A 15,197-nucleotide genomic window follows, 5' to 3' on the forward strand; every position below is an offset into this window, starting at 1 on the left:
CTGCCATGATCGAAAGCGCGAAGGTCGCCGTCGTCGGCGTCGGCAACAACACCTCGGCGCTGGTGCAGGGGCTCCACTTCTACCGCCGCACCGGCAGCCTGGTGGGCATCCATCGCGCCGAGGTGGCGGGGTTGGGCGTCGGGGACGTCGATGTCGTCGCGGCGTTCGCCCTCTCCGACGCCAAGGTGGGCACGGACCTGCACGAGGCGATCTTCCAGCCGCCCAACAACTTCCCGCGCCTGGACGCGGAACTGCCGCCGTCGGGCGTGACGGTGCAGCGCGGTCTCGTGGACGCGACGGAGATCGCGCGGGTGGCACAGGCGCTGAAGGGCGCCGAGGTGCTGCTCTACTCCGCGCCGAGCGGCCGGCCGGAGACCGTCCGCGCCTACGCCGAGGCGGCGCTGCGGGCGGGCGTGGCGTTCGTCAACACCACGTCCGACGGCGTGGCCCGGGACCCCTCCTGGGTCGACCGTTTCGAGGCGGCCGGCCTGCCGCTGCTCGGCGATGACCTGGCCAGCCAGTTCGGCACCTCCGTGGTGCATCACGCCCTGCTGCGCCTGCTGCAGGAGCGCGGCCTCACCCTGGTCAGCTCCTACCAGGTCAACCTGGGCGGCACCGAGGACTTCCGTAACCTGGTCGAGAACCCGAACACCAAGCAGCGGTCCAAGGCGAACGCGGTGGGATCGGACCGGGTCGAGATGGCTCCGCTCGGGTACCTTCCGCACCTGGGGTCGCAGAAGATCGCGCACCTCAACGTCGAGGCGCAGGGCTGGGGCGGCACGGCGGTGAGCCTGGACGTGAAGCTGAAGGTGCACGACCCGAGCGGCGCGGCCGGCGTCAACATCGACCTGGTCCGCATGGCCGCCGCGGCACTGCGCGCGGGGCGCGGCGGGTACCTCCCCGAGGCGGCGTCGATGCTGAAGTCTCCACCGGGGACGGCCATCTGAGACCGGAGGAGAGATGGAACGGCGGCCGCGACTACAGCACCGGCGGCAACCCCGGCCCACGCGCTCCCGGCCCCGGGCACGTGACGCTCGACCGGGAACACTGAGCACCCGGCGGACGGCCGGCCGAAATCAGTACCGACCCGACCTGGCCGACGGCTCCCTCGACCACGCCGGGCGGACCGTCGAAACCGACTCCACCTAAGCTCTCCCGCGCAGGTAGGTCTCGGCCAACTGGCGAAGGCGTGTCCTGTCGAAGCTGTGCCCGTGGCCGGGATGGACGACGGACACGTCGAGGTCGGCGAGGAACTCCATGCTTCGCCGGTACGCGGCCACGTCGGAGTTCGGCAGGTTGTCGATCAAGGCACCCTCGTAGACGACGTCGCCGGAATACAGGGTCCCGGTGCGCTCCTCGAACAGGGCGATGCTTCCCGGTGTGTGGCCGGGAAGGTGCAGCACAGTCAGTACCCGCCCGCCCAGGTCGATGCGGTCGCCGTCGTCGAGCCTGCGGCTCAGGGCCATGGGTTCGACGCGATAGGTGGCCGGGTCGTAGCCGGGACCGGGCAGGACGTCGATCATGAGCTCCGGGACAGGTTCTCCCGCTGCGTCGATCCCCAGCCTGTCGAAGAGCTCCGCGCCGTACAGGCTCGCCGGTACACCCGCGGCCAGCACCCCCGCCTCGGCGGGGTGGGCGGCCCGGTCGTCGAACTCAGGCGCCCCACCGACGTGATCCAGGTGCGCGTGGGTGAGCACGACCATCGGATCGCGCTCGAACAGGCCCGGAATCGCTTCCCGCAGGGCGACGACACCGAGCCCGGCGTCGATCACGATGTCCCGATCGTCGCCGCGCAACCACCAGAAGTTGGCCGACACCAGTTCGTTGGCGTGCGGTTCCGAGATCCGGATGACGTCGCTACCCACGTCGGTCTGCGTGTACCAGTCGACCATGTCGGCAAGTCTGCCAGCGCGGCGACGCCGTTTCGATCGTGCCGGACGTCGGTCCTCCGCCGCGATGCGGCGGAGGACCGACGTCCGGGACTGATGAGTGTGGACCGTCCGTTACGCCAGGAAGATCATCCGGCGGTGCGCTGCCGTGCTCGTTCCCGCAGCGGGGTAAGGGCGGAGGTCCAGTGCACCAGTTCGTCGAGCATCGCCTCGGCGCTGGCGTCCATGGTGTCGTTGGGTCGCAGCGCGCCGTCGTCGTCGATGAACGTGGCGACGAACGGGATGTGTACGGCCTCGGGGATCGGCGTCATCTTCAGCGTGGTCAGCACCTGCTTGATCATCTGCGCGGCACGGGTGCCGGCGCTGACGCCTCCGTAGCTGACCAGGCCGACCGGCTTGTAGGCCCACTCATGCGCGAGGTAGTCGATCGCGTTCTTGAGCGGGGCCGTGTAGCCGTAGTTGTACTCCGGCATGACGATCAGGAACGCGTCGGCGCGGTCGATCGTGGCGCTCCAGTCGCGGGTGTGCTGGTGTTCGTAGCGGCGCAGGCGCGGGTGGTTCGGCTCGTTCATGAACGGCAGGTTCCACTCGGCGAGGTCGACGAGCTCCACCTGATCGAAGCCGCCGTGCTTGACCGCGGCGGCCTGATTCCACTCGGCGACCGGCAGGCCGAGCCGGCCCGGCCGGGTGCTGGCAATGATGATCTGCAAGGTAGGCATGCTTCGTTTCCTCGAAAGTCGCTGACGTATCAGCAACCTATCCGCAAGATGCTGATGTGTCAGCAACCCGTCGTAGACTGTGACGCATGACCCAACCCCGGTGGCTGAACCCCGAGGAAGAACGTCTGTGGTTGGCCTTCCTGCGCATGCGGCGGGCGCTCGACGTGGCGATCGACGGTCAGCTCGCCGAGGCCGGGCTGTCGCCCGCCGACTACGACGTGCTGGTCCCGCTCTCCCAGAGCGGCGAAGCACTGCGAGTGCGGGACCTGGCCGCGCTCATCGGCTGGGACCGCAGCCGCATCGCCCACCAGCTCCGGCGCATGGAACAGCGCGGCCTCATCGCGCGGTCCGGCAGCACGACCGACCGGCGGGGCACGATGGTCCAACTCACCGACCTCGGCCGCACGGCGATCACCACCGCCGCGCCGGGGCACGTCGAGACGGTCCGCCGGGTGCTGTTCGACCAGCTCGACCAGCTCGACCTGACCCGTTTGACGAACATCGCCGAGCGGGTGGCCGACGCCGCCGGACTCACGGGCATCTCCCGCACCGGCGGCCCGGCTCCGCGAACGGCCGACAACCGGACCGTCCCCCTCGCCACCACGACACGCGAAAGCGCGGGGCAGCAGCAGGATCACGTCATGGAGCGGAGCCGGGGGGACGGGAACCCCTGACCTTCGGTTCCCGTCCTTGCCGACATGGTCAGCTCAGGAGCACCTGGACGCGGTGAAGATCCCCGCTGCAGCCGGCGCCGCGGAAACCGGCCATCGCCTCCTCCAGATGCTCGGAACCGCTCAGGGAAAGAGGTGACCGCTGACCCGGAGCGAGGTGACGACCGAGCTCGTAGTGCGAGCGTGCCAGCTCGTAGGGCATCTGAAGCCTCGCTGCCTCGCCGACGGCTCGGACCCACGCCTGCCTGGCGGCCCCGGCGCGGCCATCGAGCCAGCTGTACCACCCCGCGCAGATGAGCGCCCTCGGGCGGGCCATGGGAACCGTGCGGGCGTAGCGACGCAGCCGGCGCAGGGCGGCGGCCGCGGCCGCGCGCAGGGTGCCCGAACTCAGCTCTCCCGAGGTCTCACCGCGGCCGGCCAGCTCCAGGAGCGTCAGGTAGACCTCGGGGACACCGGCGTGGGCCTCGAGGGCGTACTGCTCGAAGGACGGGCGTGGACCCATCAGGCGATCGGCGGTGCCGATCGCCTGATGGGCGTCCGTCCACCTGCCGGCGGCGAGATGCCGCCTGGCCGTGGCCGCGTGGAAGCGCGCGGCGTCGATCGTGGCCACCTTCGGCAGGAGCCGTTCGGCCTCCTCGCACCAGTTGGCCAACGCCGGCGCATCCGGTTCGGCCCGAAGAGCCGTCTCGATCAGAAGGAGCAGACCCCACAGGTGCACGATCGGGTCGCGGCGGTCGCGACCGGATGCCATGCTCTCGGCGGCCGCTGCGGCCGCCTCCTCGTAGCGCGAGGTCAGATAGCGGGCGATCCCGCTGATGAGCACCGCCTCGTCGGCCCACCGGTGCATGGGTGTCCGGCGTCGGAGTTTCAGCACCCGGGCGGCGTTGGCGTCGACTGCCGCCCAGTTGCCGACCCCGGTCCAGTGGAGCCCGCCCACGATGCCGACCCAGCAGGCGGTGAGCGGGTCGCTGGTCCGCTCGACGGCGGCGCTCGCGGCACTGAGGTGGCGACGCGCGGTCCGGTGCAACCCGAGAGTGCCGAGCATCATCCCGACGCCGGCCTGCGCCCGGACGGTGAGGTCGACGTCCCCGGCACGTTCGGCGTCGTTCAACGCCCAGATCGAGGTGGGAAGCACCGGAAGCTGCTTCTCGAGCACCCAGTAGACCTCGGCGATGGTGAAGCACGTGGCAGCACGCTCCCGGGCGGCGTCCCGCCGGTCCGCGTTACGTGTGACGGTGCCGCCCGGCAGGGGGCCGCGCAGCGCGCGCAGGCCGAGCTGCAGCCCGAGTACCCCGAGCCATCCCGCCGTCGCCGCCGGCACCCTGCTGCCGAGCACCTGTAGTGCGCGCTCCAGATGGTGCCGCGCCGCGGTCGCCTCACCGAGCTGCTGATGTGCTTCGCCGAGCAGGCGGTGCCATCGGGCCCGCTGCAGGGGCGTGATCTCCGGACGGTCCAGTGCCGCCTCGAAGTACGCCCGCGCCTCCCGAAACCAGCCGGTTCGCCGGTACAGCGACCAGACGCGCTGGAGGTGACCGTCCAGCGTGGACGGATCAGCATGACGGACGAGCCAGTCGATGGCCGCCCGCAGATTCTCCGCCTCGGCGGCCAGCCTGGCGCCGTCACCGGTGAGAGCGTCCGCAGGTGTGGGCAGCAGCGAGGCGTAGTGCTCGGCATGGCGCCGCCGCGTCCGCGACTCCTCAGCGGGGTCCCTGGCCAGGAGCTCGGCGGAATACTGCCGTAGTAGCTCGTGCATCTCGTAGCGGCCGTCCGCGCCGACCGCGACCAACGACTGGTCGACCAGGCCCGCCAGCAACGGAAGGTCGGCGTTCGCGACAGCGGCGGCGGCTTCCAGATCGAAGCCGCCGCGCAGCACCGAGAGCCGGCGAAGAGTGTCGAGTTCGTCCCCGGTGAGAAGCTGACATGACCAGTTGAACACCGAGCGGAGGCTGCGGTGCCGGTCGTCGACGTCCGGTGAGGTGGTCTCGAGCAGTTCGAGCCCGTCGGTGAGCCGGTCGGCGATGGCGGCGGGGCCGACGGACCGCGTCCAGCGGGCGGCCAGCTCGATGGCCAGCGGCACGCCGGCCACCAGGCGGCACACGCGGCCGATGCCCTCCGCGTCGTCGCCGGCTCGGAAGTCCGGACGCAACAGCCGGGCCCGCGCTTCGAAGAGCTGCACCGCCTCGTAGTCGGCGGCGTCCGCGTCGCAGGCGAGCGGCGGGTAGGGCAGGCCGGGGACCTCGACAAGCCACTCCACACCGAGTCCCAGTGGTCGCCTGGAGGTCACCAGCACCTGCAGGCCCGTCGCCCTGCGCAGCAGCTCGGCAATGACACCCGCCCCGTCCCGGAGGTGCTCCAGGTTGTCGAGCACCAGCAACACTTCGCGGCCGGCCAGGTGCTCGGCGAGCAGGTCCAGAGGGTCGCGGGGCACCGCCAACGGCACCTCCAGCGCGCGGGCGAGGTTGGCGACGACCAGATCCGCGGCCTCGTCGAGACGGGCCGGGTTCGTTCCCACGAACGACACGAACACCGTCCCGTCGCCGTGACGGGTGTGCCGAGTGGCAGCGACCTCCACCGCCAGCCGCGTCTTGCCGATGCCGCCGGGCCCGAGCAGGGTCACGAGCCGACAGGTGGGGTCGTCGAGCAGCTCGTGCAGGCGGGTCAGCTCACCGTCGCGGCCGATCAGCGTGGTGAGCGGGCGGGGCGGGTCGGGCCGGGCGACCCCGGGTGTCGCACCCCGGTCGGGTCGCCCGGCCGCCGCCGGGGGGACGCCCAGCTCGCGGAACCCGCCGGCCCGGACGATCTCGTCGCGCAGAGCGACGGTTGCCGCCGACGGCTCGATACCCAACTCCTCCCTGAGCAGGTAGCGGCAGGTCTCGTACTGGGCGAGAGCGGCGCTGGGCTGACCGCCGACGGCAAGGAACCACATCAACGCGCGGTGCGCCTCCTCGTGCAGCCGCTCCAACTCGAGCAGGCGGCGGGCCACCTCGGTCCCGCCCGTCACGTCCCTGCGCTCCCTGGCTCGTCGCACGGCACGGTCCAGGAGCGCGAGCATGTCGGCGCGGACAGCGGCTCGCCGCCCGGCCAGCCATTCATCGAACACCGGGGCACCGGCGACCTCGAAGCCTTCGAGGAGGTCGCCGCGGCAGAGCCGGACGGCCGCCAGCAGCTCGTCGTCGTCGTGCTGGTCGGAGGCGACCATCCGGGTCACCTCCGCGGCGTCGACCCAGACCTGCGGTCCACCGGTCAACGCCACCGTCTGCCGGGTCACCACGACGTGCTCGGGGACCACACGGCGCAGCTTCATCAGCACGAGCCTGAGATTGGCCCGGGCCGCCGACTCGGGGAGGTCACTCCAGAGCATCCCCGCCAGCGTCGAGCGCGAGTGTCCGGTGCCGGTCACCGCCAGATAGAACAGCAGCGCGGCCGCCTTGGCGGAGGCCAACCCCACCAGTGGACGTCCGTCGATCGTCAGCTCGGCCCCGCCGAGTACGCGAACGTGCAGCTCCTGCTTCGTCATCGCCACCGCCGCCCTCGGGAAAAAACCCTACCGCGATCCACGCCGCGAAAACGATGGGCAAACGGCCGGCAAACGATGGCTCGTTACGGTCCGGTCACCGGAGTCAGACCCCGGTCCACCAGCGACAGCCCGCTCGCGCCGGTGTCGGCGTCCGGCGGCAGAGGGAGTCATCATGCCCGTCGTCCACACGTTCCGCAGTGACCTTCCGCAGGTGGAGGTCGGCGGCACCACCGTGCACGCGCTCGCCCTGCGGCAGGCCGCCCGGCTCGGTGACAAACCAGCCCTGATCGACGCCGCGAGCGGCCGTACGATCAGCTACCGCGACCTCGCTGCGGGGGCGCAGCGGGTCGCGGCCGGCCTGGCCGCCCGCGGCTTCGCGCCGGGGGACGTGCTGGCCCTCTACAGTCCCAATCTGCCCGAGTACGCCTTGGCCGTCTACGGAACGATGGCGGCCGGCGGGGTCGTCACCGGGGCCAACCCGATGCTCACCGTCCAGGAGTTGACCCACCAGCTCGTCGACGCCAGGGCGCGACTGCTGGTCACGGTGCCGCCGTTCCTCGACCGAGCGCTGGCCGCCGCCGAGCAGGCCGGCGTCGAGGAGGTGTTCGTCTTCGGGCAGGCAGCGGGCGCGACCCCGTTCCGCGAACTGATCGACCATCGGCATCCGCCGACGACGGTGGCGACCGACTGCGACGGCGCACTGGCCGCCCTGCCCTGTTCGAGCGGCACCAGCGGCCTCCCCAAGGCGGTGGAACTCACCCACGCCAGCCTGGTCACGAACGTCCGCCAGAGCCAGGCCGTGCTGGGGTTCCGGGAGGACGACGTGGTCGTCGCCGCCGCACCGTTCTTCCACGTCATCGGGCTCAACATCATCCTGCCGTGCAGCCTGGCGGTGGGTGCCACCGTCGTCACCGTGGCTCGCCCCGACGTCGAGGCCTTCCTGCGGGCGATTCAGGATCACCGGGGGACGGTCACCATCGTGTCCCCTCCGCTGGCGCTGGCGCTGGCCAACGATCCGCTGGTCGACAGGTACGACCTGTCGTCGTTGCGGAGCCTCGGCGTGGGTGCGGCGCCGCTGGGCGCCGACGTCGAGCAGCGCTGCGCCGAGCGGCTGGGTTGCGTGACCAGCCAGGGCTTCGGCATGACGGAGGCCTCCGCTCTCATCGCCGTCGGGCCGCTGGACGATGTGCGGCGCGGATCGGTCGGCAGGCTGGTGCCCAACACCGAGGCGCGCATCGTCGACCCGGACCGGGGCGCCGACCTGCCTGCCGGCCGCGCCGGCGAGTTGTGGGTTCGCGGCCCGCAGCTCATGCGGGGTTATCGCGGCCGCCCGGCGGCGACTGCCGCCACCATCGACGCTGACGGTTGGCTGCACACGGGCGATCTCTGCTACTTCGACGAGGATGGCCACCTGTACGTGGTCGACCGGTTGAAGGAGCTCATCAAGTATCAGGGTTACCAGGTCGCCCCGGCCGAGCTGGAGTACCTGCTTCTCACTCATCCCGCGGTCGCCGACGTCGCCGTGGTGCCCCGACCCGACCCGGACGCCGGCGAGGTGCCGGTCGCGCACGTGGTCCTGAAGGGGCAGGCAACGGCCGAGGAACTGCTCACCTATGTGGCCGAGCGGGTCGCTCCCTACAAGCGGCTCCGCGCCGTCGAGTTCACCGCGTCGGTGCCGAGGGCGCCGTCGGGCAAACTGCTGCGCCGCGTGCTGGTCGAGGCCGAACGACTCCGGTCGGAACCGGCGCCCGCGAGCCGGACGAGTGGATCCTGATCTTGAATCCCGATCGGAGCACACGATGATCATCCTGGTGACCGGCGCCGTCGGCCGCGGTCCGACCTGTCTGGCAGCCTTCGACGCCGCGCTGGTGGCGGCGGGCATCGCCGATCGAAACCTGATTCGCCTGAGCTCGGTACTGCCGCCCGCCAGTTCCGTGCACCAGGTCGACCGGCTCAGCTCCGCGCCCGGCAGGTGGGGGGACCGGCTCTACTGTGTGCTGGCGGAAGCCCGCACCACGGTGCCGGGGGCGCAGGTGTGGGCCGGCATCGGCTGGGTGCAGGACGCGCGTGGCCATGGGCTGCTGGTGGAACACGAGGCTGACGACGAACTGAGCCTGCGCGGACTGATCGGTTCCTCCCTCGACGCACTGTCCCGCAATCGTGGCGTCAGCTTCCCGTCTCGTGGAGTCGAGGTAGCGGGTGTTCGCTGCACCGGGCAACCGGTCTGCGCGCTGGTGGTCGCGGTGTTCACCGCAGAGGCCTGGAACCCGGGCCGTCGACCTGCCCGGGCGGGGGCGCCGGCATGAACGGGACCGCCGCCCGGAACGCGATTCGGATCCCCAGGGCCACCGTGACGGGCCGCCGGGGGCTCAGGAACTGGGCCGTCAGCATCGCTGCCACCGCGGCGTCGGCCTATGCGTTGGACTCGATCGCGGCGACGGCGGGGGTCGGCCTGGTCGCCTCCGGGGTGCTCGACGGCCTCGATCGAGAGTCGGCGCTGGTACTCCTCGCCGCGAGCTACGCCATCTGGGGGTATGGCCTGCGCGCCAATCTGCGCGCGAACTGGACGCTGCTGGCGGCGACGGGGACCAGCACGAACGTGCTGTCCAAAGCCGCCTACGAGGTAGCCCGGCGCACCACCGGCAATGCCCGCGTACCGCGTCTGGCGGCGGCCATCGGTTACGCCGGCACGGAGGTCGCCAAGGAGCTGCCGTACTACGCGGGTGCTTTCGGCGCCGCCATCGTCAGCAACTCGATCACCTCGAACGAGGCACTCGTCTTCCTCAGCGGCGCGAACGTCGGTGCCGCGCTGTACGAATTCGGGCTGGCCCGCGCCAGCAGGGCCTTCCTGGCCCGCCGCAAATACGCGTCGTTCGACAAGGAGTGGGTTCCGGCGGAGTACCTCTCCGGCTACTACCGCGCGGTCGAACCGGACGAGATCGCCACCATCGCGTTCCTCGTCACCGCGATGCGCCGGGCGGAACCAGGTCGGGCCGTCCTGTTCTTCGGGGTCGGGCCCACCCTGCATCACGTGTTCGCGGCCGCTCGGATCGCCTCTGAGATCCATCTTGGCGACTACCTGCCGGCGAACCTGGCCGAGATCCAGCGGTGGATCGACCGGGATCCCGATGCCCACGACTGGCGACCCTTCGTCCGCTACACCCTGCGGTGCGAGGGACTCAGCTGCCCGACCGACGAGGACGTGACCGCTCGCGAGAACCTCGTCCGGGAGAAGATCACCCGACTGATCCGGGTGGACGCCCGGCATCCGCGCCCCGTGGACCGGCGTTACGCGACGGTGATCAGTGCCTACTGCGCCGACTCCGCCACCGACGACCGCGCCACCTGGGCCCTGTTCATGCACCACATCACCGGTCTGGTCCGACCGGGAGGCCTGTTCGTCACCGCAGCCCTGCGCCGCTGCCGCGGCTACACCGTGGCCGGAAAGACCTTTCCCAGTGCCAACGTCGACGAACACGACCTCCGGGCGTCGCTCCGGCGCGCATTCGGGCCTCTGAACGGATCGATCGAGGTGCGGCAGGTGGCCCAGGACGCCGCACACGGCTACTCGGCCGTCGTGCTCGGCTGGGCCCGCAGCCGCGAACGATAGACAAGGTGGGCCGCACCTGACCCGAAGGCTCCGGACCAGGAGTCAGCGGCCGCCCAGGGAGCGCCCGTTCTTGGCCAGCTCCCACCGGGTCGCGGTGGCCACCTGCTCCCCGGTGATCCGCTCCCCGTCCGCCCCCAGGTAGGCGGCGGTCAGCGCCGCCGCCGCGATCCCGCCCCCGGGCAGGTCCACGGCGGCCAGCCGTTGCGGGTCGACGTCGGCCGGCACGCCCGCCGGGAACGCCCGCCGCCACAGGGTCTCCCGGGCGGCCCGGTCCGGGTAGGGGAACGTCACCACGAGCCGCAGCCGGCGCAGGAACGCCTGATCAAGCACGGACCGGGCGTTGGTGGTGAGGATGGCCAGCCCGGTGAACGACTCCATCCGCTGGAGCATGTAGCCGACCTCGAGGTTCGCGTACCGGTCGTGGCTGTCGCGCACCTCGGTGCGCTTGCCGAACAGGGTGTCCGCCTCGTCGAAGAGCAGCACGGCCGCGCCGTCCTCGGCGGCGTCGAAGACCCGGCTGAGGTTCTTCTCCGTCTCGCCGATGAACTTGCTGACCACCTGGCTGAGGTCGACCACCACCAGGTCCAGGCCCAGCTCCTGGGCGATCACCTCGGCGGCGAGGGTCTTGCCGGTGCCGCTGGGGCCGGCGAACAGCGCGGCGGTGCCCAGGCCGCGGCTGCTCCGCTCGGCGAAGCCCCAGTCGTGCAGCACCCGGGTGCGGTGGTGCACGGCGGCGACCAGCGAGCGCAGCTGCGCCACGTGGGTGTCGGGCAGCACCAGGTCGGCCCAGCCGGCGCGGGGCCGGACCACCCGGGCCTGCCCGCCGTAGCGGCTGCGGGAGCGGGCCCGGCACGCCTGCCACAGCGGCGTGCCGGCGGCGGCGTCCCCGGCGGCCAGTTCCAGGTCGGGCAGGGCCAGGTCGAACACCCCGGCCACCGCGGCCGCCTCGCCCGCCGCCCGGTCGGCCAGGTGCCGGTCGAGCGCGGCGTCCAGCGCCGCCGCCCGTTCCGCGATGGGCAACCGGGGTACGCCGACCAGCACGCCGTCGGCCAGCACGGTGTCGACGGCGCCGAGCACGGCGACCGGGGCGGGCAGGGTGCCCAGGGCGCGGATCAGGGCGCGGGCGTCCTCGGGGCGGGCCCCGTCGGCGTCGAACGCCCAGGCCGCCGGCGCGAGCAGGCTCTCGCGCCCGATCAGGCGCAGCAGCCGGTCGCGGTCGCGTACCGCGGAGGGCAGGTCGGCCACGGCGACCAGCCGCAGCTCGCGGCCGGCGGCGTCGGCGGCGGCGGCCGCGACCACCGGCAGGTTGGCCGGCTGCGGTCCCTGGAGCACGGCGGGGCGGCCGTGCTCCCAGACGGTGCGGATGGCCGCGGCGACGGCGGCGAAGGCGGGCGGCAGCGCGGCGGGTGGTGGTACGGGCCGGGCCACGGCGGCGAGGTCGGGTTCCAGGTAGCGGACGCCCATGAGGTGGTGCAGCACCCGTTCCTCGGTGACCAGGGGGCTGCCGGTGGGGGTGTCCGGGTCGAGCAGGCGCACGAGGCCCCAGCGGCGCAGCGGCCCGTCGGGGGTGAGCGCGTTCCAGTGCGCGCCGGGCAGCGCGGCCAGGGCGAGGCCGAAGGTGGGGCGGGGCTGCCCGTGCGCGGCGGCGAGTTCGTCGGCCACCTCGCCGGCCAGCTCCGGTCCGGTGGCCAGCAGCAGCACGGCCCGTTCGAAGCCGGTGAGGCGCAGCGCGGCGGCGAGCGCGTCGAGCGCCGCGGGCCGGTCGAGCAGCGCGCGGCCGGCCGCCAGCCGCCCCTCGGCCGCGGCGAGTTCCGCCCGGTCGGGTTCCCCCGGGTACGCGACCAGCCGCACCCGCAGCACATCCAGCTCGGCGACCAGCACCAGCCGGTTCGCCTCGTCCCACGGCACCGCGGGCGGGTCGGCCGGGCGGGCCCGGCGGTCGGCGGCGGTCACGGCACGGTCAGGGCGGGCGCGCCGTAAACCTCTCCGACCAGGTCGGGCAGGCTGTCGACGCCGTCGACCTGCACCCGGACCAGCCAGTCGCCGGTGGGCACGTCCCCGGCGGCGAGGGCGAGCCGGTCCTGCGGGGCGGCGTCCGGGCCGAGCGGGGCGAGCCGGATGGCCAGCGCGTCCGCTTCGCCGGCCGGGCCGGGGGTGAGCCGGGTGAGCAGGACCGTGGCGCGCTGCCGGGCCACCAGCGGCGGGTCGACGCCGAGCACGATGTCGGGCGGACCGTCCACCACCGACGCGGTGGGGCGCACCAGCAGCGGCAGCGCGTTGGAGCCGGCGGTGACCCGGGCGGGCGCGCCGCCGCCGGCCGCCGTGACGTGCGCGATCCGTACGCCGTGCAGCCCGGCCGGCACGGTGCCGTCGAGGGTGACGGCCAGGGTGGTGTCGGTGCCGCCCGCCTCGGGGGTGAGGATGGCCGGTCCGACGTGGACCCGGGTGGTCTGCCCGGGCCGGCCGCGCAGCCCGGCGCCGCGCAGCTCGATCCGGTCGCCGGTGGCGGCGGTCCCGCCGGGCGGGTCGGTGATCAGGGCGGTCAGCACGGCGGGACCACCGGCCAGCACGGTGACCGTGCGCTGCCGCACCGGCAGGGCCCGGCGCGGGATGACGTCGGCCTCGACCAGCGCGGCCGTCGCCACGTACGTCTGGGAGAGCTGGTGCGGGGTGGCGAAGGTGGCCCACAGCTTGGACATCTCCTCCACCGACAGCGTGTACGGGGCGACCTTGACCCGCTCCACCTGGTCGGCCAGGTCGGATTCGGCGAGGAACGCGGTCGGCACGTCGTCGGCGTACAGGTCGATGGCGGCGGTGACCAGGTCCCGGGTGAGCGTCGGGGTGACCGCGAGGGCGAGCACGGCCCGCCCGAGCAGCCGCTGGGCGTCGAGGGACTCGGCCTCCCCGTAGCAGGTGAGCAGGTAGTACAGGTCCAGCGCGGCGACCGGCCGGCGGGTGAAGCCGCCGTCGCGGCTGCGGGTGGGCAGGTCGGTGAGGTTCCAGGCGTGGTTGGGTCGCACGTCGTACAGGTAGATGTTGATGCCGGGCGTGGAGACCAGCGTGGTGTCGGACAGCTGGTTGGGGCGCAGGGTGGTGACGGTGGCGCCGCCGACGGGCCCCGGGTGGGTGGCGTCGAGGGCGCGTTCGAGCACGTACCGCAGGGTCGAGGTGACCGCGGCGATGGCCAGGCCGTTGCTCATCGGCCCTCCCGGCGGCGGGCGAGGTACGCGGTGTGGTCCACCGTGGACGGCGGCGGAGTGGGCGGCGCGGGTGGTGGCGGTGCGGGCGCCCTGGTGACCACCACCCGGTCGATGTGCAGGTGCACGTCGCCGGCCGGCGGGGCGTCCTCGGCCGTCCCGGGCGAGCCGGGTGCGGGACGGATCGGGCCGGTGCGCACCTCGGCGGTGCCGGGCCGGGGCGGCGCGCCGGCCCGGACCGGCCGGTCGACGAAGACGAGACGCTCCCCGGGTTCCACGGCGCGACGGGCGATCAGCGCCGGGCCGAGGCGTTCGCGGAGCAGCCGGGCCAGGTCCGGCGCGGCGGCGCGTACCGGAGTGGGTGCGGGCCGGCGGGCGGCGGGCGGCGGGGCCGGCGGCGCGGGCGGGACGGCGGCGGCCGGCCGGCCGGGGTCGGGTGGCGGCTCGGCGTCGCGTGCTCGGGTGACCGCCGGGGGAGCGGTGGTGGTCGGGGAGGCGGCATCCGGCTCGGGGCCAGCCGGGCCGGCGGGCGCTGCCCGCGCGGCGGCCCGGTCCGCGGCGGCCGGGGCGGCCTCGGGTGGCGTGACGGGCGGCTTCCGGTCGGTCGGGAACCGGTCCGGGCCGGCCGGCACCGCCGGTACCGGTGTCGTGCGCAGGGCAGCGGGGCCGAGTGGCGCGGTCGGCCGGTCCGAGATCCCGCGGGACGGCGCCGGCGTCCGCGCGGTCGACCCTGACCACGACGCGGGCGCCTCGACCGGCGCGTCGGCCGGCGGGTCGGGCATCGGGACCTCGAAGGGCTGCGGGGCGCGGAGCCGCACCAGCGGTTCCCGGCCGGTGGCCCGCTGCGCCATCCGGGCGAAGAACCCCTCGGCGCCGCTCACGCCGCCCGCCCCGCCGCGAGGGCCAGGTACGCGCGCCGCCGCCCGGCCGGCAGGGCGAGGATGTCGGTCTCGGCCCAGCCGTACGCGGCGGCGAGGGTGGCCACCTCGGCCAGCACCGCCGGGGCGCGGCCGGCCACCCGCTCCCACAGCAGCTCGGCCACGTCCAGCGCGGCGACCACGGTGTCCCCGCAACCGGGGCAGCGGGTCCGCAGCACCACGGCCGCGGCGCCGGCCAGTTCCTCGGCGGCGGCGTCGACGGTCCGGCGCTGCTCGGCGGTCAGGGCACCGGGTGCGACGGGCCGGCCGTCGGCGTCGCGGACGCAGCGGGCCAGCAGCGTGCCGAGCGGGTCGTCGGACCGCCCGGCGGCCAGCAGGTCCCGGGCGGTGGGCGCGCGGACCCGCAGCGTGCCGCCGACCACGGCGCCGGCGTCGCCGGCCGGGAGCCCGGCGACCGGGTCGAGGGGCAGCGCCACGTCGAGGACCTCGCCGCAGCCGCAGGTGAGCACGGCGTCGACCGGGTCGCCGAAGCTGTCGACGCTCAGCCGGGCGGCGAGCGCGGCCACCGTGCCGACCGGCAGGTCCAGGGCGGCGTCGAGGTCGGGGAGGAGCCCGGCGGCGTGCAGCAGCACCGGGCCGCGGGCGGCCGGCGGGGCGGTCGCGGCGGCCTCCCAGACCGCCAGGAGCCGGCCGGGGTCGTCCAGCGTGGTCATCGC

12 protein-coding genes are annotated in these 15,197 nt (G+C 73.6%); 5 read left to right on the plus strand and 7 right to left on the minus strand.

Annotated elements, in window-relative coordinates; all coding sequences use genetic code 11:
• Positions 1 to 5 precede the first annotated feature (5 nt).
• The gene (locus ACQP12_RS13700) at positions 6 to 947 is read left to right on the plus strand and encodes an inositol-3-phosphate synthase (RefSeq protein WP_433287995.1); all 942 of its coding nucleotides are present in this window, start codon (positions 6 to 8) and stop codon (positions 945 to 947) included.
• A gap of 198 nt (positions 948 to 1,145) precedes the next feature.
• On the opposite strand, the gene ACQP12_RS13705 is transcribed toward ACQP12_RS13700, so the two are convergent.
• Together ACQP12_RS13705 and ACQP12_RS13710 are read right to left on the minus strand one after the other, a co-directional pair.
• A complete protein-coding gene (locus ACQP12_RS13705) occupies positions 1,146 to 1,892 on the minus strand; it encodes an MBL fold metallo-hydrolase (protein WP_433287997.1) in 747 nt (248 codons plus the stop codon).
• A gap of 125 nt (positions 1,893 to 2,017) precedes the next feature.
• The gene (locus ACQP12_RS13710) at positions 2,018 to 2,608 is read right to left on the minus strand and encodes an NADPH-dependent FMN reductase (RefSeq protein WP_433287999.1); all 591 of its coding nucleotides are present in this window, start codon (positions 2,606 to 2,608) and stop codon (positions 2,018 to 2,020) included.
• 86 nt (positions 2,609 to 2,694) lie between these two features.
• On the opposite strand from ACQP12_RS13710, the gene ACQP12_RS13715 reads away from it, so the two are divergent.
• Positions 2,695 to 3,282, plus strand: coding sequence for a MarR family winged helix-turn-helix transcriptional regulator (locus ACQP12_RS13715; protein ID WP_433288001.1), 588 nt, complete (start codon positions 2,695 to 2,697; stop codon positions 3,280 to 3,282).
• 28 nt (positions 3,283 to 3,310) lie between these two features.
• Here ACQP12_RS13715 and ACQP12_RS13720 read toward each other — a convergent pair whose 3' ends face one another.
• The gene (locus tag ACQP12_RS13720; RefSeq protein WP_433288003.1) at positions 3,311 to 6,796 is read right to left on the minus strand and encodes an ATP-binding protein; all 3,486 of its coding nucleotides are present in this window, start codon (positions 6,794 to 6,796) and stop codon (positions 3,311 to 3,313) included.
• Between the two features lie 172 nt (positions 6,797 to 6,968).
• Between ACQP12_RS13720 and ACQP12_RS13725 the strand changes: the two genes are divergently transcribed.
• Genes ACQP12_RS13725 through gntF form a run of 3 tightly spaced genes read left to right on the plus strand, consistent with a single transcriptional unit; the run spans position 6,969 to position 10,406 of the window.
• Complete coding sequence (locus ACQP12_RS13725; RefSeq protein ID WP_433288005.1) at positions 6,969 to 8,570, plus strand: AMP-binding protein; 1,602 nt, start codon at positions 6,969 to 6,971, stop codon at positions 8,568 to 8,570.
• A gap of 25 nt (positions 8,571 to 8,595) precedes the next feature.
• Positions 8,596 to 9,102 (plus strand): pyruvoyl-dependent arginine decarboxylase, encoded by a 507-nt coding sequence (locus tag ACQP12_RS13730; RefSeq protein ID WP_433288007.1) that lies wholly within the window; start codon positions 8,596 to 8,598, stop codon positions 9,100 to 9,102.
• Positions 9,099 to 10,406 (plus strand): guanitoxin biosynthesis pre-guanitoxin forming N-methyltransferase GntF, encoded by a 1,308-nt coding sequence (gene gntF, locus ACQP12_RS13735; protein ID WP_433288009.1) that lies wholly within the window; start codon positions 9,099 to 9,101, stop codon positions 10,404 to 10,406. The genes ACQP12_RS13730 and gntF overlap by 4 nt, the downstream gene beginning before the upstream one ends.
• Positions 10,407 to 10,448: 42 nt before the next feature.
• Here gntF and ACQP12_RS13740 read toward each other — a convergent pair whose 3' ends face one another.
• The 4 genes from ACQP12_RS13740 to ACQP12_RS13755 are packed head-to-tail and all read right to left on the minus strand — an operon-like array spanning position 10,449 to position 15,194.
• Entirely contained in the window at positions 10,449 to 12,359 is a 1,911-nt protein-coding gene (locus tag ACQP12_RS13740) for an ATP-binding protein (RefSeq protein WP_433288011.1), read from the minus strand.
• Positions 12,356 to 13,606: a DUF4255 domain-containing protein gene (locus ACQP12_RS13745; protein ID WP_433288013.1), complete on the minus strand. Its 1,251-nt coding sequence runs from the start codon at positions 13,604 to 13,606 to the stop codon at positions 12,356 to 12,358. The genes ACQP12_RS13740 and ACQP12_RS13745 overlap by 4 nt, the downstream gene beginning before the upstream one ends.
• Positions 13,603 to 14,484 (minus strand): hypothetical protein, encoded by an 882-nt coding sequence (locus ACQP12_RS13750; RefSeq protein ID WP_433288015.1) that lies wholly within the window; start codon positions 14,482 to 14,484, stop codon positions 13,603 to 13,605. The genes ACQP12_RS13745 and ACQP12_RS13750 overlap by 4 nt, the downstream gene beginning before the upstream one ends.
• On the minus strand, positions 14,481 to 15,194 hold the full coding sequence (locus ACQP12_RS13755) for a hypothetical protein (protein ID WP_433288017.1): 714 nt from the start codon (positions 15,192 to 15,194) through the stop codon (positions 14,481 to 14,483). The genes ACQP12_RS13750 and ACQP12_RS13755 overlap by 4 nt, the downstream gene beginning before the upstream one ends.
• Positions 15,195 to 15,197: the final 3 nt, after the last annotated feature.

Source organism: Micromonospora sp. CA-244673, assembly GCF_050948395.1.
Taxonomy (GTDB): Bacteria; Actinomycetota; Actinomycetes; order Mycobacteriales; family Micromonosporaceae; genus Micromonospora.

Coding starts and splice junctions, on each gene's coding strand:
- ACQP12_RS13725 (WP_433288005.1), top strand. CDS start 6,969: ATGCCCGTCGTCCACACGTTCCGCAGTGACCTTCCGCAGGTGGAGGTC.
- ACQP12_RS13730 (WP_433288007.1), top strand. CDS start 8,596: ATGATCATCCTGGTGACCGGCGCCGTCGGCCGCGGTCCGACCTGTCTG.
- ACQP12_RS13710 (WP_433287999.1), bottom strand. CDS start 2,608: ATGCCTACCTTGCAGATCATCATTGCCAGCACCCGGCCGGGCCGGCTC.
- ACQP12_RS13755 (WP_433288017.1), bottom strand. CDS start 15,194: ATGACCACGCTGGACGACCCCGGCCGGCTCCTGGCGGTCTGGGAGGCC.
- ACQP12_RS13700 (WP_433287995.1), top strand. CDS start 6: ATGATCGAAAGCGCGAAGGTCGCCGTCGTCGGCGTCGGCAACAACACC.
- ACQP12_RS13745 (WP_433288013.1), bottom strand. CDS start 13,606: ATGAGCAACGGCCTGGCCATCGCCGCGGTCACCTCGACCCTGCGGTAC.
- ACQP12_RS13715 (WP_433288001.1), top strand. CDS start 2,695: ATGACCCAACCCCGGTGGCTGAACCCCGAGGAAGAACGTCTGTGGTTG.
- ACQP12_RS13705 (WP_433287997.1), bottom strand. CDS start 1,892: ATGGTCGACTGGTACACGCAGACCGACGTGGGTAGCGACGTCATCCGG.
- gntF (WP_433288009.1), top strand. CDS start 9,099: ATGAACGGGACCGCCGCCCGGAACGCGATTCGGATCCCCAGGGCCACC.
- ACQP12_RS13720 (WP_433288003.1), bottom strand. CDS start 6,796: ATGACGAAGCAGGAGCTGCACGTTCGCGTACTCGGCGGGGCCGAGCTG.